The organism is Streptomyces sp. NPDC052687, assembly GCF_040678395.1.
GTDB lineage: Bacteria > Actinomycetota > Actinomycetes > Streptomycetales > Streptomycetaceae > Streptomyces.
The window spans coordinates 22,203-41,043 of sequence record NZ_JBFATR010000058.1 but is presented as its reverse complement, the minus strand read 5'-3'; the positions used below and the strand labels follow the sequence as shown (position 1 = coordinate 41,043).

The 18,841-nt window shown below is 73.1% G+C and carries 16 protein-coding genes; all 16 read right to left on the bottom strand.

What is annotated here, in order from left to right; all coding sequences use genetic code 11:
• Window positions 1–84: 84 nt before the first annotated feature.
• Window positions 85–1,329: an acyltransferase gene (locus AB0K92_RS30020; RefSeq protein ID WP_365928066.1), complete on the bottom strand. Its 1,245-nt coding sequence runs from the start codon at window positions 1,327–1,329 to the stop codon at window positions 85–87.
• A gap of 331 nt (window positions 1,330–1,660) precedes the next feature.
• A complete protein-coding gene (locus AB0K92_RS30015; protein WP_365928064.1) occupies window positions 1,661–2,539 on the bottom strand; it encodes an ester cyclase in 879 nt (292 codons plus the stop codon).
• Between the two features lie 57 nt (window positions 2,540–2,596).
• The gene (locus AB0K92_RS30010; protein ID WP_365928062.1) at window positions 2,597–3,805 is read right to left on the bottom strand and encodes an FAD-dependent monooxygenase; all 1,209 of its coding nucleotides are present in this window, start codon (window positions 3,803–3,805) and stop codon (window positions 2,597–2,599) included.
• Window positions 3,806–3,870: 65 nt separating this feature from the next.
• Entirely contained in the window at window positions 3,871–4,863 is a 993-nt protein-coding gene (locus AB0K92_RS30005; protein ID WP_365928068.1) for an aldo/keto reductase, read from the bottom strand.
• Window positions 4,864–4,946: 83 nt separating this feature from the next.
• Window positions 4,947–6,062 (bottom strand): ketoacyl-ACP synthase III, encoded by a 1,116-nt coding sequence (locus AB0K92_RS30000; protein ID WP_365928060.1) that lies wholly within the window; start codon window positions 6,060–6,062, stop codon window positions 4,947–4,949.
• 5 nt (window positions 6,063–6,067) lie between these two features.
• On the bottom strand, window positions 6,068–8,425 hold the full coding sequence (locus AB0K92_RS29995; protein WP_365928058.1) for a beta-ketoacyl-[acyl-carrier-protein] synthase family protein: 2,358 nt from the start codon (window positions 8,423–8,425) through the stop codon (window positions 6,068–6,070).
• A gap of 39 nt (window positions 8,426–8,464) precedes the next feature.
• A complete protein-coding gene (locus AB0K92_RS29990) occupies window positions 8,465–9,763 on the bottom strand; it encodes a beta-ketoacyl-[acyl-carrier-protein] synthase family protein (protein ID WP_365928056.1) in 1,299 nt (432 codons plus the stop codon).
• 29 nt (window positions 9,764–9,792) lie between these two features.
• Entirely contained in the window at window positions 9,793–11,064 is a 1,272-nt protein-coding gene (locus AB0K92_RS29985; protein WP_365928054.1) for a beta-ketoacyl-[acyl-carrier-protein] synthase family protein, read from the bottom strand.
• A gap of 18 nt (window positions 11,065–11,082) precedes the next feature.
• Entirely contained in the window at window positions 11,083–11,589 is a 507-nt protein-coding gene (gene acpS / locus AB0K92_RS29980; RefSeq protein ID WP_365928052.1) for a holo-ACP synthase, read from the bottom strand.
• The gene (locus tag AB0K92_RS29975; RefSeq protein ID WP_165994934.1) at window positions 11,561–11,974 is read right to left on the bottom strand and encodes a phosphopantetheine-binding protein; all 414 of its coding nucleotides are present in this window, start codon (window positions 11,972–11,974) and stop codon (window positions 11,561–11,563) included. Before AB0K92_RS29975 ends, acpS begins: the two co-directional genes overlap by 29 nt.
• A gap of 72 nt (window positions 11,975–12,046) precedes the next feature.
• Window positions 12,047–13,051, bottom strand: coding sequence for an ACP S-malonyltransferase (fabD, locus tag AB0K92_RS29970; protein WP_365928050.1), 1,005 nt, complete (start codon window positions 13,049–13,051; stop codon window positions 12,047–12,049).
• Window positions 13,051–13,299, bottom strand: a complete 249-nt coding sequence (locus tag AB0K92_RS29965; RefSeq protein WP_365928048.1) for an acyl-CoA carboxylase subunit epsilon — start codon at window positions 13,297–13,299, stop codon at window positions 13,051–13,053. The genes fabD and AB0K92_RS29965 overlap by 1 nt, the downstream gene beginning before the upstream one ends.
• Window positions 13,296–14,933, bottom strand: coding sequence for an acyl-CoA carboxylase subunit beta (locus AB0K92_RS29960; protein ID WP_365928046.1), 1,638 nt, complete (start codon window positions 14,931–14,933; stop codon window positions 13,296–13,298). The genes AB0K92_RS29965 and AB0K92_RS29960 overlap by 4 nt, the downstream gene beginning before the upstream one ends.
• Window positions 14,934–15,514: 581 nt before the next feature.
• A complete protein-coding gene (locus tag AB0K92_RS29955; RefSeq protein ID WP_365928044.1) occupies window positions 15,515–17,425 on the bottom strand; it encodes an AfsR/SARP family transcriptional regulator in 1,911 nt (636 codons plus the stop codon).
• A 335-nt stretch (window positions 17,426–17,760) separates the two neighbouring features.
• On the bottom strand, window positions 17,761–18,132 hold the full coding sequence (locus AB0K92_RS29950) for a peptidase inhibitor family I36 protein (protein WP_365928042.1): 372 nt from the start codon (window positions 18,130–18,132) through the stop codon (window positions 17,761–17,763).
• Entirely contained in the window at window positions 18,129–18,620 is a 492-nt protein-coding gene (locus AB0K92_RS29945) for a hypothetical protein (RefSeq protein ID WP_365928040.1), read from the bottom strand. Before AB0K92_RS29945 ends, AB0K92_RS29950 begins: the two co-directional genes overlap by 4 nt.
• Window positions 18,621–18,841: the final 221 nt, after the last annotated feature.

The window sequence follows — 18,841 nt, the reverse complement described above, 5'->3', positions numbered from 1 at the left end:
GCTGCCCCCACAGGCAGCGCGCCGCCGTCGTACCGGCCCGGCCGGCCGTCAAGCAGCCGGCCGGCCCTCACCTGTGACGGATCGTCAGGTGACGGTGTCGGGGTGCTCGGCGCGCCGCGAGCGGCTGAAGCGGCGTACGAGCGGAACCTCCACCAGCCGGTAGAGCACCCAGGACAGCGCCACCGTGCCCACGGCCGCGCCCGCCATGATCGCGAAGCCTGCCGTGTCGGAGAACATCCGCGTGCCGAGCTGCTCGCGCAGCCACACGAGCACGATGTAGTGCAGCAGGTAGAACGCGAAGGAGATCTCGCCCAGCCACACCATCACGCGGTTGCGGAACAGACTGAAGCGGCCCTCCACGTCGGCGGTCGCCGCGGCCGCGATCAGCAGCACGATCGGGATGATCATGGTGGCGCGCTGCCCGTAGAAGTAGGGCATGTGGAACGTGAGCCAGTACCCGGCGCCCAGCAGCACGAACGAGGGGATCATGCCGATGTTGCGCCAGCGCCCGTGCTTGACCGCGAGCGCGACCAGGATGCCCAGCGCGAAGTCGACCATCCGCACGGGCGGCAGCACATAGGTGAACCAGTACGCGGTGGCGGGCAGGTTCTGCCCGCTGGGCACCAGCGGGGTGGCGGGGAACAGCGCGTACGCCACCGCCGGGGTGGCCCACACCGCGGCGACCGCCCCGCCGATCCAGTACTTCAGGTGGCGGGGGTCGATACGCCGGAAGGCGGCCAGCAGCAGCGGGAAGCACAGGTAGAAGACCACCTCCACGCCCAGCGACCAGCTCGGCGGGTCCACGCTGAAGTTGGTGTAGTACTCCGGCACCCACACCTGCACCATGAAGAGGTTGGCCAGGGCGACCCCGTCGGAGGTGATGTCACTGGCGAACAGCGCCATCGCCAGCACCCAGGCCACCACGTAGTTCGGGTACACCTTGACGAACCTGCGCCGCCAGAACCCGGCCGGGGTGTCGTTGCCGCGCGCCGACCAGGTCAGCACGAACCCGCTGAGCACGAAGAAGAACGACACGCCGAGCCCGCCGGCCTGGTCGAACCAGCGGTACAGCCGGAACTCGGTACGGTCGTCCGCCAGCAGCCGCAGCGACGGGATGGGGATGGAGAGGTGATAGACGAACACGGTCAGCGCGGCGAGGAAGCGCAGGCCCGTCAGGGACGGCAGCCGGGAGATCCCGGCGCGCTTGGCCTCACCGGCTGCGCCGGCCGCGGGCGTCTCGGTCGCGGACGCGGGGGCGGGGGCGGGCGGGGCGTCCGTGTCGCTGGGTCCGGGGGGTGCGGAGCCGGTCAGTACGTGGTCAGTGGCCATGGGGCATCCGTTCTCGGGTGAGGTCCTTGAGACCGCTTCTCGTGGCGTCGCGTGCTCGCGGCCCGCTCAAGGACGTCTGCGGCAACGGGCCCCTTTCAGCCGAGGCCGGGCCGGATGCGTGGCACGAGCACGAGCGGGTCCGCTGTGGCGAGTACGCCGCCGGCGGTGCGCGGTCGCCGGTCGACGGGCAATGAGCGGGAGAGAGGACGGGCCCGCGCCGCCGGGGGAAGTACGGCGCGGGCCCGTCGGTCGGGGCGGTGGGGGGATGACCTGAGTCTGCCGACCGCGTCTGGAAGACGGCTCGAGTCCGGGTCGGCAGACCGCGTGCCGCTCAGTTCGATCCGTCGGGCCGGCCGGCGGTGAGCCGCGGCGGTGCCGTCCAGGCCCAGCCGGCCTGCTCGCAGGAGGTGGCGGGCCCGGCCCAGGGGTCCTCGCCGTGGATGTCGAGGATCTGCTCGCGCAGCCACCGGTCGAAGGGGTCCGTCGACTCCAGCCAGCGCTTCCTGGTGCGCTCCGGGTCGGCGGTCTCGAAGTGCACGATCACATGGTCCTGGTCGGGCCGCGGGTCGATGCGCAGCACCTCGCTGGTGATGCCCAGCCGGCGCCTGGAGGCCTCGTACTCGCGCCGGCGCGGCCCCTCCAGCTCGGCGGTCAGCCGCTGCCAGGCCGCCGGCTTGCCGGACTTCAGCGGCACGGTCCGCGTCACCGACCGCACCCCTTCCGCGGTGCGCCGGCGGCCCTTGCGCGGCGCCAGCATCCGCATGCCGAGCGCGGCGAACATGTTGGACGACACGCCGTGCTCCCAGCGTTCGGCGATCCGGCCCTCCTCGTCGAACCGCCAGATGACGATGCCGACGGACAGGAACGAACGGCCGGTGGGCGCCATGCCGAGCAGTTCGCCCAGGTGGGTGCCGCGCCAGGTGTTGTGGATGACGACCATGTCGTCGTGGGCGCTGATGTCCTCGATGGTGACGTGGAAGTCGGGGAACGCCTCACGCAGCCCGGCGATGGTGTACTTCACGCCTTCGGCGCCCTCGGGCGCGCCGGGCAGGCCCGCGTGGTCGACGATGTCGGGCCGGTAGCACTCGTCCACGACCGAGGCGTCGCCCTGGTTGACGAACTCGGTGAAGACGCGCCGGATGGTCGCCTTGTTCCGTTCCCCGGCGCTTTCCCACAGTGCTTGTGCCGGGTTGGTGGGCGCAGTGGTCACAACAGCAGTCCTCTCATCATGGGCGAGTACGGGCGGGTGCGGGCGGGTGCGGCCCGGTCAGGCGGCGGTGGCGCCGGCGCCGGACGTCCACCGCGTGCCGTAGGCGACGTGATCACGTTCGGTGGAGTGGAAGATGCGGTTCCAGGCCAGTCCCATCACCCGGTCGCGCAGCCAGACCGCGGCCGGGTTGTGCAGCGAGCCGAGCACGCCGATGCGGTGTGCCAGCAGCTGCATCGGCCGGGTGCGCTCCTGGCGTTCGGCCTCGTAGACGCGCAGGGCCCGCACGGCGTCGGTGCCGGGCGCGGCGAGGTGCCCGGCCAGGACGAGGGCGTCCTCGATGGCCTGGCAGGCGCCCTGCCCGATGTTGAAGCTCATGGCGTGGGCGGCGTCGCCGAGCAGGGTGACCCGGCCCCGCCCCCAGACGGCGTCGGGCTTGCGGTCCATGACGTCGCCGCGCAGGATGCTCTCCGGCACGGTGGCGTCCAGGATGCGCCGCACCGGCCCGGTCCAGCCGGCGTGCCGCTCACGCAGCATCTGCAGGGTCTGCTCGGGCGTGCCCTCGTCGCGGCCGCCGGCGGGCCCGTCGGCGACACTCATCCAGTGCACGACGCCGGGCGCGATGTCGTAGTACGTGAAGCGGGTGCCCTGGCCGAACAGGGCCGTGAACGTGCCCGGCGGGATCTCCTCGGCACTCATCCGGGCGTGGCCGCGCCAGGCGATGTAGCCGGTGTAGTCGGGAGGCTGCGGGCCCAGCAGCTGGGCGCGCACCGCGGAGCGGATGCCGTCGGCGCCGATCAGCAGGTCGCCCTCCGCGCTGGTGCCGTCGGCGAAGTGCAGGCTGACACCGTCCTCGTGCTCGGTGTAGCCGGTGACCTCCGCGCCGGTGACGACCGGCGCGCTCACGGCGTCACGCAGGATGCCGTGCAGGTCGGAGCGGCCGATGGCGACCGTGGCCTGCCCGTAGCGCTCGACGAACTCGCCCACCGGCCAGGTGCCGATGGGCCGGCCGGCCGAGGTCGCGAAGTGGCACGCGGACTGGGCGGGCGCGATCCGGGCGACCTGGTCGGCCACCCCCAGACGGGCCAGGGCGAGCATGCCGTTGGTCCAGATGTGCAGTCCGGCGCCGCCGTCGCGCAGCTGGGGCGCGCGTTCGAAGACGACGCAGTCGATGCCCTGCTGCTGCAGGGCCAGCGCGGTGGCGATGCCGCCGATCCCGCCGCCGGCGATGAGAACGCGGCGTACGGGGCGAGGCGTGGGGGCGGACATGTCGGTTCTCCCAAAGGGTCGAGGTCGGACGGCCGAGGGCAGGGCAGGGGAGCGGGGGGGGGGCTTCAGCGGCTCAGCGAGGCCATCTCGGCGTCCGGGTACCGGTTGCCGGCGGTCACGCCGTAAGGGGCGATGGTGTCGATCGCGGCCAGCACGTCGGGGGAGAGGCGCACGTCGGACGCGGACAGGTTCTCCTCCAGGTAGGTGCGCCGCTTGGTGCCGGGGATGGCGACGACGTCCTCGCCGCGGGAGAGCACCCAGGCCAGCGCCAGGCGCGTGACCGTGGTGCCGGCCGCGGCCGCCAGATCACTGAGCTGGTCGACGACCGGCAGGTTGCGGCGGATGTTCTCGTCCTTGAAACGCGGGGCGATACGCCGGAAGTCCAGGCCCGCGGGAATGTCGGCGGTGTCACGGATCGTGCCGGTGAGGAAGCCGCGGCCCAGCGGGCTGTAGGCCACGAAGCCGATCCCCAGCTCCCGCACCGTCTCCAGCACGCCGTTGACCTCGACATCCCGGGTGAACAGCGAGTACTCGGTCTGCACGGCCGTCAGCGGATGCACCGCGTGCGCGCGCCGGATGGTCGCCGGCCCCGCCTCGGAGATCCCCAGATGCCGCACGAGCCCGGCCTGGACGAGCTCGGCGAGCGCCCCGAAGCTCTCCTCCACCGGCACGTCCGGGTCGACGCGGTGCAGGTAGTACAGGTCGAGGTGGTCGGTGCCCAGACGGCGCAGCGTGCCCTCGATGGAGCGGCGGATGTACTCCGGGCGGCCGTTGATCCGCCAGGTGAGCCGGCCGTCGACGACCTCGTTGCCCACCTTGGAGGCCAGGACCACCTTCTCGCGCCGCCCGGCCACGGCCCGCCCGATCAGCTCCTCGTTGGTGTACGGGCCGTACATGTCGGCGGTGTCCAGCAACGTCACGCCGAGCTCCAGCGCCCGGTCGATGGTGGCCCGGGCCTCGGCCTCGTCCACGTCGCCGTACCCGAACGTCATGCCCATGCAGCCCAGGCCCTGCGCGGAGACCTCCAGCGCGGCCGTGCCCAGCTTGCGGTGCTTGATTGCCACGTCAATGCCTTTCGAGAAGCCGCGGCCCCGAAGCCGGGGCGGCGAGCGGAAAAAAGGGGGAAAAAACAGACGGCCGTTCAGGCCGGCAGCGGCGCCTGCCAGGTCAGCGACAGCCCGGTGTACACATACCGGCTGGCCTCGATGCCGAGCAGCACGATCCGGTCGCCGGGCCCGATCCGCCCCGACGTCCAGCCCGCGTCCAGCGACAGCGGCACCGCGGCCGAACCGGTCGCCCCCACCTCGGCCAGGTTCTCCACGATCAGCCCGTCGAGCGCCTCGATGTCCTCCTGCGACAGCCCGGCGGAGGCGAACTCGTCGGCGAAGTACTCCGCGTTGCCCTCCGGCAGCACGATCGCGTCGAACTCCCCGAGCGCCCGGCCGTCCTTGCGGGCCATCTCCCTGATCGCCCGGACGAACACCTGCGGACCGAACGTCGAGGTGCCGGGCACGTCGATCTTCATCTGGATCAGCTGGCGCCGCCGCAGCTGCTCCGCCTGCGGCACATCCGTACCGCCCCCGATGATCTCCATACCGGGCTTGCGCAGCCCGCCCACGCACGCGTTGACGAAAGCGAACCCGCCCCCCGGATTGCCCGCACCGCCGGAGCTGTCGCCCGCGGGCTCCGCCCGCATCACCACGGCCCCCGCACCGTCCCCGAACGTGTACAGCATCAGCCGGTCCCGCATCCGCACCCGCGCCGGGTCCTTGCCCAGGAAATGCGGCGCCAGCACCGGCGACCCGGCCTCGCTGCCCACCACCAGGGCGGTACGCGCCGTCCCGTCGGCCAGCTGCCGCCGCGCCACGTCCAGCGCCTGCACCCAGCCCGCGCACGCCCCGCGGATCTCGACCGCGGCGACGCTCTCCAGACCCAGGTAATGCTGCAGCGTGGTGGCCACGTTGGGCAGCGTGTACTCCGGCGTCGCCGTGCACACCACGATCAGGTCCAGCTCACCGACCTCCACACCGGCCCGCTCCAGCGCCTGCCGGGAGGCACGCTCGGCCATCCGGCTGTTGTTGATGCGGTGCTCACCCGTGACCGGGTCGATCATCCAGTACCGGGTCTTGACCTGGATGCCCTCCAGCACATCGTCCGGCAGCGGCCCGACGAACTTCTCCAGCGTGGCGTTGTCCAGCGGCTCACCGGGCACATACGCACCGGTCGAAAGGATCTTCACGTCATAGGCGGTGGTCATCGGCCTCACTCCGTTACGGGCACAGGGACAGGGGACAGCACCAGCGAGGTGTGCGTGCCGCCCAGGGACGAGCTGTTCACCAGGACCGGGCGCAGGTCCCCGCCCGCGCGCCAGGCGCCGACCGCGAGCACCGCCGCCAGCTGGGCGCCCGCACCGGCCGGCTCGCCGAGCACCCGCTTGGGAGCCTCGACGCGCACCCCGCCCGCACCGAACACCCGGGCAAGAGCGGCCTGTTCGGGACGGTCGGCGGCAGCCAGACCCGCCGCGCTCGCCCAGACCGCCGCCACCTGCCGCGGCCGCAGCCCGGCAGCGCGCAGCGCCCCGCGCATCGCCCGCTCCACGCCCTCACCCGCCGCATCCCAGCGGCCGATGCCGCACGCGTCCGACGCGGTCGCATGCCCCAGCACCACGGCGTGGACCGGCGCGCCGCGCCGCTCGGCACTCGACCGCCGCTCCAGCAGCAGCGCGATGCCCGCCTCCGCGAGCGTGTAGCGGCGCCCGGACGCCGAACCGAACAGCGGGATACTCTCGTAGGCGGCCAGCGTGGCGGCGGAGAACGCCTCGACCGCCGGCACCAGCACCCGCTCCACGCGCCCGGCACGCAGCATGTCGTAGGCCACCGACAGGGCGGCGGCACCGGCCGCGTGCCCCGACGTCAGCGTCGACGTCGGCCCCTTCGTGCCCAGAGCCATGGCCACATGACCGGCCGCACCGTTGTACACGGTGTTCGTGAACACCGCCGGGTTCGCTTCCTGCACGCCCTCGCGCAGCACCGGCACGGTGAACCGCTCACCGCTCTCCATCGGCCCGATCGCGGTGCCGAGCACCACACCGGTCGCGGCGACGGCCGCCGCGTCCCTGTCCGCCCCCGCGGCGTCCAGGGCGGCCCGGCACGAGGCGATGGCGAGCTGGGACACCTTGTCCATGCGCCGCCGCTCCCGGGGCGTGCCCGCCACCGAACGGTCGAACTCCACCCGCGCCACGCGCAAGCTGTTCTCCGGCACACCCTGCCGGCGCCCTGCCGCGTACGCCTCCCACAGCGCCTCCGGCCCCTCACCGGCCGAGGTGATCACCCCCAGCCCGGTCACCACGACATCGTCCGGGCCGGCGGCCGGCGGCGGCGCACCCCGCCCGCCCGGCCGGGCGAAGGCGATGGTGGCGTTGGCGCCGGCGAACCCGAAGTTGTTGGACAGCGCCGTCTCCAGCACCATCGGACGGCCCGTCCCCGCCACCGGGTCCAGACCGCACTGCGGGTCCGCCCCGGTGAAGGACGCCGTCGGCGGCGCCACCTGGTCGCGCAGGGCCAGCGCCGTGACGATCCCCTCCACCGCCCCGGCCGCGCCGAGCAGATGACCGATCATCGACTTGGTGCTGGACAGCGAGATCTTCTCGGCCGCCGCACCCAGCGCCGCGCGCACGGCGTTGCTCTCCGCCGAGTCGTTCTTCTGCGTGCCCGTACCGTGCCCGTTGACGTACCGGATGTCGTCCGCGACCAGCCCCGAGGAGTCCAGGGCCGCCCGGATCGCCCGCGCCGCGCCCTCACCCTCGGGGTGCGGCGCGGTGGGGTGGTGGCCGTCGGCGGACAGGCCGTAGCCCAGCACCTCGGCGACGACCGGGGCGCCGGTGCGCTCGGCCACCCGCCGCGACAAAAGCACCAGCATCCCGCTGCCCTCACCCAGGGTCAGACCCGAACGGTCCTTGGAATACGGAGCCGCCGGCTGCGGGGAGAGCGACCACAGACTGCTGAACCCGGCGAACGCCGACTCGGTGAACGCGTCGCTGCCGCCGACGAGCATCGCGTCGGCCGCACCCGAGCGGATCACCTCCAGGGCGTGGGCGAGCGCGTGCGCGCTGGCGGCACAGGCCGTGTTCACACTGAACACCGGCCCCTTGAGGCCGAACGCCGCCGACAGCGCCTCCGCGCCCGCCTGCGGCGGCACGAACGTGTAGCGGCGCCAGTCGGGACTGCGGCCCTCGTGCACCTCCCGCAAAGCCAGCTCGGCACTGCGCCAGCCGCCGTGGCAGGTGCCGTAGGCGACCCCCCAGCGCTCGGCCGGGATGTCGGTGCCGACCCGCAGACCCGAACCGGCCATGGCCTCCTCGGCGGCGGCCAGCGCGAAGTCGATGGAGAAGTCACGGCTGCCGCCCGGCGCGGCGTACGCGTACCCGGGCCGGGGCGCCTCGGCCACCTCACCGCCCAGGGTGGTCTGGTAGTGGTCCATGGACAGGCGGCGCACGGGCGCGATCGCCACCCGCCCGGCGCGCACCCCCTCCCACAGGGCCTCGGCCGAGGTGCCGTGCGGGGTGATCGCACCCACCGCGGCGATCACCACACCGGCCCCCTGGCTGCGAACGTCACTCATGCGTCTGCTTCCTTCTGTTCGACAGGGCCCCTCGGCCGCTCACACGGGCCTGGACAAAGTCAGCGCCACGGCCTGCCCCTCGATGCCCCGGGCCAGCGCCATCGCATGCGACGGCCTGCTCTCGCGGGCACCACCGCGGACATGGTCCAAAGCGCACACCGGATCGGGCCGGTCCAGATTGAGGGTCGCGGGCACCACCCCGTGGTGCAGCGCCAGCGCGCACACGGCGGCGTTCAGCGCCCCCGCCCCGCCCACCAGATGCCCGGTCTGCGGCTTGGGCGTGCTGACCGCCACCGACGACACGGCCCCGCCCAGCACCCCGCGCAACGCGATCGCCTCACCCGCGTCCCCCGACCGCGTCCCCGAACCGTCCGACGCGACATACCCGAGGTCACCGGCGGCCAGCCGGGCGTCCTGCAGCGAACGCCGCACCGCCCGCGCCAGACCACGGCCCTCGGCATCCGCCGCCGGCGGCGTACGGGCGTCATGGCCGGCGCCGTAGCCGGTCAGCTCGGCGTAGATACGGGCACCACGGCGCAGCGCCGCCTGCTTCTCCTCCAGCACCAGCAGCGCGGCCCCCTCACCGGGCAGCCCGCCGCTGCGCTCACGGTCATAGGGCCGGTACGCCTCCTGCCCGCGCTCGTTGCGGGTGGTCAGGATGCCGAGCCGGTCCAGCAGCGTCATCGACCACCAGCTGGTGGCGTCGTCGTAGCCGCCCGCGATCGCCACGTCCGCGTCCCCGCGGCGCACCGCGCGCATGGCCCGGCCGATCGCGCTGGCACCGGCGTCCGCGTAACCCGCGAAGAAGGTGCTCGAACCCCTGATGCCGTACGTCTGCGAGATGTTGAACACCGCACCGGCCGGCAGCCCCTCGACGAAGAACAGCGGCGGCATGATCGCGTCACCGTGCCGGGCCAGGTGTGCCAGGTCGGCCGTGCCGTCCGGGCGGCGGATCACCTTCAGTTCCTCGATCAGCTGCTCCATGCGGCCCAGCGACTTGTTGCCGCCCAGATACAGGCCCGCCCGGTGCCCGAGCTCGTCGCCACCGGCCTGCTTGTGCGGCAGGCCCGCGTCGTCGAGGGCGAGCCGGGCGGCGGCCAGCGCCAGACGGTCACCGCGGTTGACGGTGCGCAGCTGGCGCCTGGTGGCGAACCGCGTGGCGTCGAACTCGGCGATCTCCCCGCCCAGCCGGGTCTGCAGCGGCGCCGGATCGTATGCCCGGATCGGGCCGATGCCGCACTCGCCGGCCACCAGCGCCTTCCAGTTGGCCTCCGCGCCCTCGCCCAGCGCGGTCAGCAGACCGATGCCGCTGACGACGACCTGACGTCCACCGCTCACCGGCGCTCCTTCGTGTCGCTGCCCGGTCGTCATCGCGCCTCCTCGTAACGGCCCACGACCAGCCCGACGTTGGTGCCGCCGAAAGCGAACGCGTTGACGAGGGCGTGACGCACCTCGCGCCGGCGCGCCGTGTTCGGCACGAAGTCGAGGCCCAGCCGCCGGTCGGGCGTCTCCTGGTTGATGGTCGGCGGCACCACACCGTGGTTGATCGCCCCGATCGCGGTGAGCAGGCTCAGCGCCGCGGACGCCGCCGTGAGATGACCGGTCATCGACTTCGGCGAACTGATCACCAGCCGCTCGGCGGCATCACCGAACACCTTCTTGATCGCCGTGGTCTCCGACAGGTCGTTGCCCGGGGTGCTGGTGCCGTGCGCCACCACATAGTCGATGTCACCCGGCTCCAGGCCGGCGTCCGCGATCGACGCCTCGATGGACTCGATGGCACCGCTGCCGTCCGGCGGCGAGTCCGTCATCCGCCACGCGTTCAGACTGGTGCCGTAACCCATGACCTCGGCGAGAATCCGCGCCCCGCGGGCGCGGGCCGCCTCCAGCTCCTCCAGCACGAGCACGACACCGCCCTCGCCCAGGACGAACCCGGAGCGCTTGTCGTCGAAGGGACGGCTGGCCCGCTGCGGATCGTCGTTGTACTCCTTCGTCAGCGCCCCCAGCAGGCCGAAGCACAGCACGTCCAGCCAGGTCGTCAGCGAGTCGTAGCCACCCGCGAGCATGAGCGTGGCATCACCCTCCTGCAGCGTGCGGAACGCCTCACCGACCGCGTGCCCGGAAGCCGAGCAGGCGGTGGACACACCCAGCATCGGACCGGTCGCGTCGACCATCCGCGCCATCGCCGCCGAGGCGATGTTCTGGCTGTAGGCCAGCGCGTCCGACGGCGCGTACGCCGAGAACGCGTCGGCCCGGCCCGTGCGATCGCGCAGCGCGCCGACATCCACCAGCCACTGCAGATCCGGCCGGTCCACACACGCGCCCATGGCCACACCCATGTCCGCGCCGTCGTAGGTGTCCTCATCCACCCCCGCGTCGCGCAGCGCCTCCCACGCCGCGCCCACACCGAAGGTGCCCGGCCGCAGCAGATGACGCAGCCCCACCGAGCCGGGCACCGCGTCCTGCAGCCGGAACCCCTTGACCTCGCCGGCGATCGTCACGTCGAAGCCGGTGGTGTCGATCGTGGTCAGCCGGCCCACCCCGCTGCGCCCCTCGACCAGTCCCCGCCAGGTGCTCGGCGCGTCGTTGCCCAGCGGCGTGACGGCGCCCACGCCGGTGACGACCACCCTGCGGCTCATCGCGACACCGCCGTCTCGTCAGGCCTCATGCCGTTCGTCTCCTTCTGTCGTGTAGGTGGTGGGGGCGGGTGCGGCGGGCTGGCACACCATGACGGCGTGGGCGACGGCGAGACCGGCGCTGTGGCTCAGGGACAGGTCGATGTAGTGCATCCCGAGAGACCGCGCGACCCTCTCCACCTCGCCGTACAGCCGCACCCGGGGACGTCCGGCGCGGTCGTTGACGACCTCGATGTCCGTCCACTCCATGCCCGCGCCCATCCCGGTCCCCAGGCTCTTGAGCACGGCCTCCTTGGCCGCCCAGCGGCCGGCCAGATGCTCACCGGCCCGCTTGCGCCGGTAGCAGTAGGCCAGCTCACGAGCGGTGAACACCCGCTCGCGCAGCTCGGGCTGGGAGTCCATCAGCTCCTCGACCCGCGACACCTCGGCCAGGTCCATGCCGGTCCGCACCCGCAGCGGCGGCGGGGCGGAGCCGTCCGGTGACCGCCCCGCGCCCCGCTCACGCAGCGGCCGCGGCGAGGGCGGCACGCTCGGTCACCAGGTCGGTCAGGTTCTGCACGGTGAACAGGGACAGCACATCGTCCGCCGTGAGCTTGCCGGCCAGCTCCTGCACGTCGATCTGCGGCAGCGACCTCTTCAGCTGCGCCAGGCCGACCTCGTTGATGATGTCGTTCTCGTCGGCGAACTCCTCGTCGGGTATCCCGCCCTGGAGCAGCTCCGCGATGTCCGACACCTTGATCTTCACGTCCGCCGCCTTCTCGATGCGGAACAGGACGTCGAGCAGGTCGATCGACTCCGCGTCCAGATCGCCCAGCAGCGTCGCCTCGGGCACGGCCTCCTCGATGTCGATGCCGAGCGCGTCCGCGACCGCCTCCTGGACGATGGTGCCGAAGTCTTTACCGTCGTACGACATGTGTCCTTAACCCTTTCGTTGAAATTGCTGCCAGATGCGCGGACCAAGGAGTACGGGCCGGTCCGCGCGGTGTCAGGACGCCACCGGCTCCGGCCGCTGTCGCGGCGCCGGTCCGCCCAGCAGCGCCGCGAGCCGGCGCGGGTCTCCGGTGGAGCGGGTGCCGACCTCCCCGAGCGTGCGGCGGGCCAGCCCGCTGAGCACCCGGCCGGGCCCGATCTCGGTGTAGGCGTCCACCGGATGCCGGGCGGCCGTGCGCAGCACCTGAACCCAGCGCACCGGCCCGGTGAGCTGACGCCGCAGCAGCCGCCGCGCCTCCTCACCGGTGGTGACATAGCCGCCGGTGACCGAACTGATCACCGGCAGGACGGGATCGGCGAACCGGTGGGCGGCGAGCGCCTCGGTGAACTCCTCCTCCACCGCCGACATCAGCGAGCAGTGGAACGGCGCCCCCACGTCCAGCGGCACGACCTGGTCGGCGCCGGCGGCCAGCGCCGCCTTGCCGGCCACCTCGACAGCGTCCGCGTGACCCGAGACGACCGTCTGCAGCGGCTCGTTGTAGTTGGCGACCTGCACCAGCCCCAGCCCGAGAGCCTGGGCGCTGTCGCAGACGGCCGCCACCTCCTGCGCGGCAAGACCGAGCACGGCCGCCATCGCGCCGGGCACCTCGCGCGCCACCTCACCCATCAGCCGGCCGCGCAGCCGCACCAGCTGGAGCGCCGACTCCAGGGACAGCACGCCGGCGGCCACCAGCGCCGCGAACTCGCCCAGACTGTGGCCCGCGGCCGCCGCCGGCCGGTAGCCGGCCGACCGCAGCACCTCCCAGACGGCGAGACTGGTGGTGACGATCGCGGGCTGGGTGATCTCGGTGCGGGCGAGCTCCCCGGCGGTGCCGCTCACACAGATCCGCGACAGCGGCAGACCAAGGATCTCGTCGGCCCGCGCGAACACCCGCCGCGCCGGGGCGTGGGCGTCCAGCAGATGCCGGGCCATGCCCGCCCGCTGCGAGCCCTGCCCGGGAAACATGGCCAGACAGCCGGCCGTCGTACCACCGCTGCCAGACCCGGTCCAACCGGTCATCAGCCAGTCCTCTCGTCGGTTCGTGCGCCGGAGCGCTGCCAGCCGGCCGCGTCCGGTGCGACGGCGGGCTCCAGGCGCTGCCAGCCGCCCGGCCGCCCCCACCCGCGCCGCCCGGCCGGCGGCGCCGCGTCCGGCTGCGCCTCACCCACGGCGCGCAGCGCGGCGAACACGGCCAGCAGCCCGGCCAGTTCCTCCGGTGTGGGATCCCCCCGCACCACCCTGAGCACCGCGGCCCCGGGCGCGCTCACAGCGGCTCGTTCCCGTGCTTGCGGACGGGCTGCCGGGCCCGCTTGGTGCGCAGCATCTCCAGCGACTTGATCAGCACCCGCCGCGTGTCCGCCGGATCGATCACGTCGTCGACGTGCCCGCGCTGCGCGGCCACGAAGGGATTCATCAGCTGCTCGGTGTACTCGGCGATCAGCTCCCGGCGCAGCTTCTCCGGCTCCGCCGCCGCCCGCAGCTGCCGGCGGAAGATGATGTTGGCCGCCCCGTCCGCGCCCATCACGGCCGTCTGGTTCGACGGCCAGGCGAACGACAGGTCCGACCCGATCGACTTGGAGTCCATCACGATGTACGCGCCGCCGAACGCCTTGCGCAGGATGACCTGCACCCGCGGCACGGTCGCCTCACAGTAGGCGTACAGCAGCTTCGCGCCGCGCCGGATGATCGCGTTGTGCTCCTGGTCGGTGCCGGGCATGAACCCCGGCACGTCCACCAGCGTCACCAGCGGAATGTTGAACGCGTCGCAGGTGCGCACGAACCGGGCGGCCTTCTCCGAGGAGTCGATGTCCAGCACCCCCGCCATCGCGGCGGGCTGGTTGCCCACGATGCCCACCGGATGACCGTCCAGCCGGGCCAGCACACACACGATGTTGGGCGCCCACCCCTCCTGGATCTCCAGGTAGTCGCCGTCGTCGACGATGTGGTCGATGACCGTCCTGATGTCGTACGGCGTGCGGTCGTCGACCGGCACCAGCCGCAGCAGCTCCTCGCACCGCCGGTCCGGATCGTCCAGCGGCCTGCTGTACGGCGCCGTCTCGGCGTTGTTCGACGGCAGATACGACAGCAGCTCGCGCACGCCCTCGAAGCAGGACTCCTCGTCCGCGGCCACGAAACTCGCCACCCCGGTACGGGTGCCGTGCGTGTACGCGCCGCCCAGCTCCTCCTGCGTGACCTTCTCGCCGGTCACCGCCTGCACCACGTCCGGCCCGGTGATGAACATGTTGGCCATGCCCTCGACCATGAACGTGAAGTCGGTCAGCGCCGGCGAGTAGACGGCGCCGCCCGCGCACGAGCCGAGCACGACACTGATCTGCGGCACCACACCCGAGGCCCGCACGTTACGGGCGAACAGCTTGCCGAACCCGGCCAGCGCGTCGATGCCCTCCTGGATCCGGGCGCCGCCGCCGTCGTTGAGACCGATGACCGGGGCACCGACGGAGTCGGCGAAATCGAGCAGCTGGTGGATCTTCGCGGCGAACGTCGCACCGAGCGCCCCGCCGCGCACCCGGGCGTCATGCGCGAAGACGAAGACCGTACGGCCGTCGACCTCACCCCAGCCCGTGATCACACCGTCGCCCTCGGGATGCGAGTCCTCCATGCCGAAGCCCACCGCACGGTGCTCGGCGAACAGCCCCAGCTCGGTGAACGTGCCCGGGTCGAGCAGCATCTCGATGCGCTGGCGGGCCAGCAGCTTGCCCTTGGAGAGGTGACGGGTCTCGGCGTCCGGGTCGTGCCCGAAGTGGGCCTGCGCCCTGCGGGTGGTGAGCTCGCTGGCCAGTTCGGCCATCGTGGGTGCGCGCGCCGGTGCCGGCGGCCGCAGTTCCGTGTCGGTCCTGCCGAGGTCCGGCAGTACGGCCTGGGGAGTGTCCGGAGGCGTCATGACGGTCTCACTCCTTCCTGCCCTCTCGCTTCAAGTGGCTTCGCCCATGACTCTCCGGCACCCCCATGGGCGCGGGACTGGAGGGCTTCTTGACCGCGGGTGTATTCCCAGGTCGCACCCGCCGAGCAGGCCCGCGGCGGCCACCGCCCGCACGGCCGCGACCACCCGCGCTACGGCGGGCACGCACACCCACGGTCACCGCCCGCGAGGCCGGCCCGCATCCCGCGACAACCGCAGCCGGCACGGCCGCGACCCCCGCGCTACGGCGGGCATGCACACCCACGGTCACCGCCCGCGAGGCCGGCCCGCATCCCGCGACAACCGCCGCCGGCACGGCCGCGACCCCCCGCGCTACGGCGGGCACGCACACCCACGGTCACCGCCCGCCCGGCCGGTCCGCATCCGGCGACGGCCGCCGCCGGCACCCAGGCTCCGGGCAGCCCGCCACCGCCGGCGGCACCGGCACGCCACGACCCAGGCCGGACGACGGCGGCGAGAAGACGGTCACGCGGGCGGCGGCGTGCACACCGACGCGATCAGCGGCCCTTTGCGGGCCCGCACCCGGCCGTGTGCCGGCCGCCTCACGACGACAGCTGCACCGCGTCGCCGAGCGCACCCGCCCGGCCCGAACCCAGCTCCTGCGCGAAAGCGCGCTGCAGCCCGTCCAGGCGGTAACGCGTGGGAAGATCACCCACCGCGGGCGCGGCCACGCTCAGGAAATGCGCCTCCACCAGCTGCTCGCAGGCGTCCTCCACGGTCGCGAAGTCCTTGCCCAGCACCGGACAGGCCAGATGGGCGTCGAACTCGGCCGCCGGCAGATGGGCCAGGCACCGCAGCGCCTCACGGGCGTCCTCGGGCAGTGCGTTGTACGACACCGCGAAACTGGCCCGCACACTCAGCGAGCTGTGCGCCAGCTCGTCCAGCCGCCGCCCCTCGTCGCTCAGCCGCTCCGCGTACCGGCTCAGCGACCAGTGCGGACGGGTGTTCAGCCGCACCGCCGCGGCCCGCAGAGCCAGCGGCAGCCCACCGCAGTACCGCGCGATCGCGGCCGCCGCGGCCGGCTCCCGGCTGACCCGCTCCGCACCCAGCATCCGGGCCAGCAGCCGCACACTGTGACTGTGCGGCAGATCCGGCAGCTGCAGCACCCGCGCACCCAGCGGCGTACTGAGCCGTCCCCTGCTCGTGATCAGCACCGCAGTGTCCGCACTGCCCGGCAGCAGCGGCTGCACCTGCTCGTCGTCGACCGCGTCGTCGAGCGTGAGCAGCAGCTGACGCCCCGCCAGCGCCAGCCGGTACACCTCGGCCCGCTCGTCCGGATCGGCCGGCAGCCGGTCGGGATCCGTCCCCAGCACCCGCAGCAGCCGGCCCAGCACCGCGTGCGGATCCGCCGGCCGGGCACCGCTGCCGCGCAGCGCAGCGTACAGCTGCCCGTCGGGGAAGGCCGACCGCAGCCGGTGCCCCAGACGCACGGCCAGCGCGGTCTTTCCGACACCGCCACCGCCGACCAGCACCACCGCGGGCGGCTGCGCACCACTGGGCTGCGTCAGCGACCGCTGCACCACCTCCATCTCCCGCGCCCGCCCCGTGAAGTCCGGCAGGTCCAGCGGCAGCATCTGCGGAACTGGCGGAACCTGCACGGCGGGCGCAGCGGACCGGGCGGGAGCCGTGACCTGGAACGTGCCCACGCCGTGCGTGACCGCCCCGTGCGGCTCGCCGCCCCCGCGCTCCGGCGGCGGCGCGGGATCGGCCTCCTCACCGCGCAGAATCGTTTCGTACAGCCGCTGAAGCCGCCGCGACGGATCCGTGCCCAGCTCCTTGGCGATCAGCCGGCGCATCGACTGGTAGTACTCCAGCGCGTCGACGCTGCGCCCCTCCAGATACAGCGCGAGCATCAAACGCTCACACAGCTGCTCGGAGAGCGGATCGGTCAGCAGCGCCGCCCGCAGCTCCGCGAGGACGGCACCGGGACGCTCCAGCCGGATCTCGGCGTCCGCCCACTGACTGAGCGCCTCGTGGTGCAGCTGCCGCAGCGTCTCCCGCAGCCGCGCCGCCCAGTCGCTCTGCATACCGCCGAGCGCGTCCCCCCGCCACATGTGCAACGCCTGCTGCAGCAGCGCGCTGCGCTCATGGTCGCCCAGCCCCTCACGCTGGGCGCTCTTGAGCAGCCGGCGAAACCGCACCAGGTCCACCGAACCCGGATCGGCCGAGACCCGGTAACCGGCCGGCGTGCGCACCAGGCCGATCGGCTCACCCGGCCCCGCCGACGCCCGGGCCAGCGCCCGCCGCAGCCGCGTGATGTAGGTGTGCACGACATTGCGGACCCCCGCGGGCGGCCGGTCCCCCCACACACGGTCGACGAGGGACTCCAACGGCACCGGACGTTCCGGATCGACCAGCAGGACACCGAGGATGCTGCGTTGCCGCGCGGGGCCGAGATCGGCCAGGGCGTCGCCTGTCCAGAGTTCTATCGATCCTAATATCCGGAGCTCCATCGAAGATCACCCGTTCCCCGTTCCCCTTCAGTGTCCGGAAACTAACTCCCGCCGGTGCAGCGCCCCTTGATTTCCGCTCTGCCGCACCGCCCCCGCCCCGCACACACCTCCCACCCCCCGGTTCAACAGGCAACTCCGCGACGCCGGGCCACCGGCGCCGCGTCCCGCGCCCGAACCCCCACGCCGCCCCCCGGACCGCCCCGGCCCCCCGCGCCGCGCCACAGGACCGGCACGCCCGATGGCGCATTCCCGTACCGCCCCGGCCGCCCGCACACGAGGGCGGGGGCCGGCGGGCCACCACCCGCCGGCCCCCGGCCGCCGCTCGAAAAGGGCCCTCAGCAGCCCATGGCCCACCGGTGGGAGTCACCGCGGTCGTTGGCGACACCGTTCCAGTGGACCTCCTGGCCGGGGGCGAGACAGATGGTCATGTCACCGCCCTGCCAGGCGTCTTCGTAGACCTGGACGAAGGCGGGGACGCCCGGGCCCTCGATGCCGTGGTTGGCCCAGGAGGAGTCGGCGTCGGCGATGTGGCCCTCCCACCAGCCGTCGTCACCGTGCCAGTTGGCGCGCTGGCCCTGATAGTCGGAGTGCTCCCAGGCGCAGAAATGGCCGCTGGGGCAGTCGGCGGCCGAGGCCGTGGCGGTGGTGGCCAGGGCAGAGCCGGCGGCCAGCAGCAGCGCGGCGGCCAGGAGGGCGGGCTTCTTCATCGTGCGGTGCCTTTCTCGTGTGCGGACTCGAGGATGGTCCGGGCGGTGCGGACGGCATGCGCCCGCATCTCCCGGTAGGCGGTCCGTTCGCCTTCCGGGGCCCTGCTCTTGAGGTTGTTGACGAGGGTCGAGGCGCGGAACCAGCGCTCCTGGTCGCCGTACAGGCGCTGCTGGGCGCGGGCCAGGCAGCCGTCGGAGTGCTGGCGGACCTCGGGGCCGCCGGGCAGCGTCAGGGACAGCTCGGCCCGTCCGGACCCGAACAACGCGTCACTGACCCGGCGCTGCTCCCCGGCGTCGGACGGACGCCGGTGAGGGCGCGGCGGGGTGAGCCCCTGACGGATCAGACAGCGGTCGGTGAGCAGCAACTGGGCGGCCCTGACCGTGTCGTCGTCACTCAGCGACGGGGGCCCGGGTCGTGTGCAGGCGGCCACCGCACACCACGGGAGAAGGAGCGCGAGGGCCAGCGCGCGGCGCGGATGCGTGGACATGGAAGCGGCTCAGCCCGTCCGCCGGCCCGCCGCGCCGCCGGACATCCCGGACAGCACAGGGACGATCTTTCGCATATTCGGCTCAACGGTCGCGGCGGGCCGGAAGGACACGGCGAGGGCCGGCCGTTCACTCCGGAGAGCGGCGCCCGGGAGCCGTCACCCGGCGCGCGGACACCACCCGGCCAACTGACTGCGACGGCGCGCGGGCTGACAGGGCGTGA

Bases quoted from the DNA above. Each gene is read 5' to 3' on its own strand.
- AB0K92_RS30020 (WP_365928066.1), bottom strand. From the start codon at position 1,329: ATGGCCACTGACCACGTACTGACCGGCTCCGCACCCCCCGGACCCAGC.
- AB0K92_RS30010 (WP_365928062.1), bottom strand. From the start codon at position 3,805: ATGTCCGCCCCCACGCCTCGCCCCGTACGCCGCGTTCTCATCGCCGGC.
- AB0K92_RS30000 (WP_365928060.1), bottom strand. From the start codon at position 6,062: ATGACCACCGCCTATGACGTGAAGATCCTTTCGACCGGTGCGTATGTG.
- AB0K92_RS29995 (WP_365928058.1), bottom strand. From the start codon at position 8,425: ATGAGTGACGTTCGCAGCCAGGGGGCCGGTGTGGTGATCGCCGCGGTG.
- AB0K92_RS29985 (WP_365928054.1), bottom strand. From the start codon at position 11,064: ATGAGCCGCAGGGTGGTCGTCACCGGCGTGGGCGCCGTCACGCCGCTG.
- AB0K92_RS29975 (WP_165994934.1), bottom strand. From the start codon at position 11,974: ATGTCGTACGACGGTAAAGACTTCGGCACCATCGTCCAGGAGGCGGTC.
- fabD (WP_365928050.1), bottom strand. From the start codon at position 13,051: ATGACCGGTTGGACCGGGTCTGGCAGCGGTGGTACGACGGCCGGCTGT.
- AB0K92_RS29960 (WP_365928046.1), bottom strand. From the start codon at position 14,933: ATGACGCCTCCGGACACTCCCCAGGCCGTACTGCCGGACCTCGGCAGG.
- AB0K92_RS29955 (WP_365928044.1), bottom strand. From the start codon at position 17,425: ATGGAGCTCCGGATATTAGGATCGATAGAACTCTGGACAGGCGACGCC.
- AB0K92_RS29950 (WP_365928042.1), bottom strand. From the start codon at position 18,132: ATGAAGAAGCCCGCCCTCCTGGCCGCCGCGCTGCTGCTGGCCGCCGGC.
- AB0K92_RS29945 (WP_365928040.1), bottom strand. From the start codon at position 18,620: ATGTCCACGCATCCGCGCCGCGCGCTGGCCCTCGCGCTCCTTCTCCCG.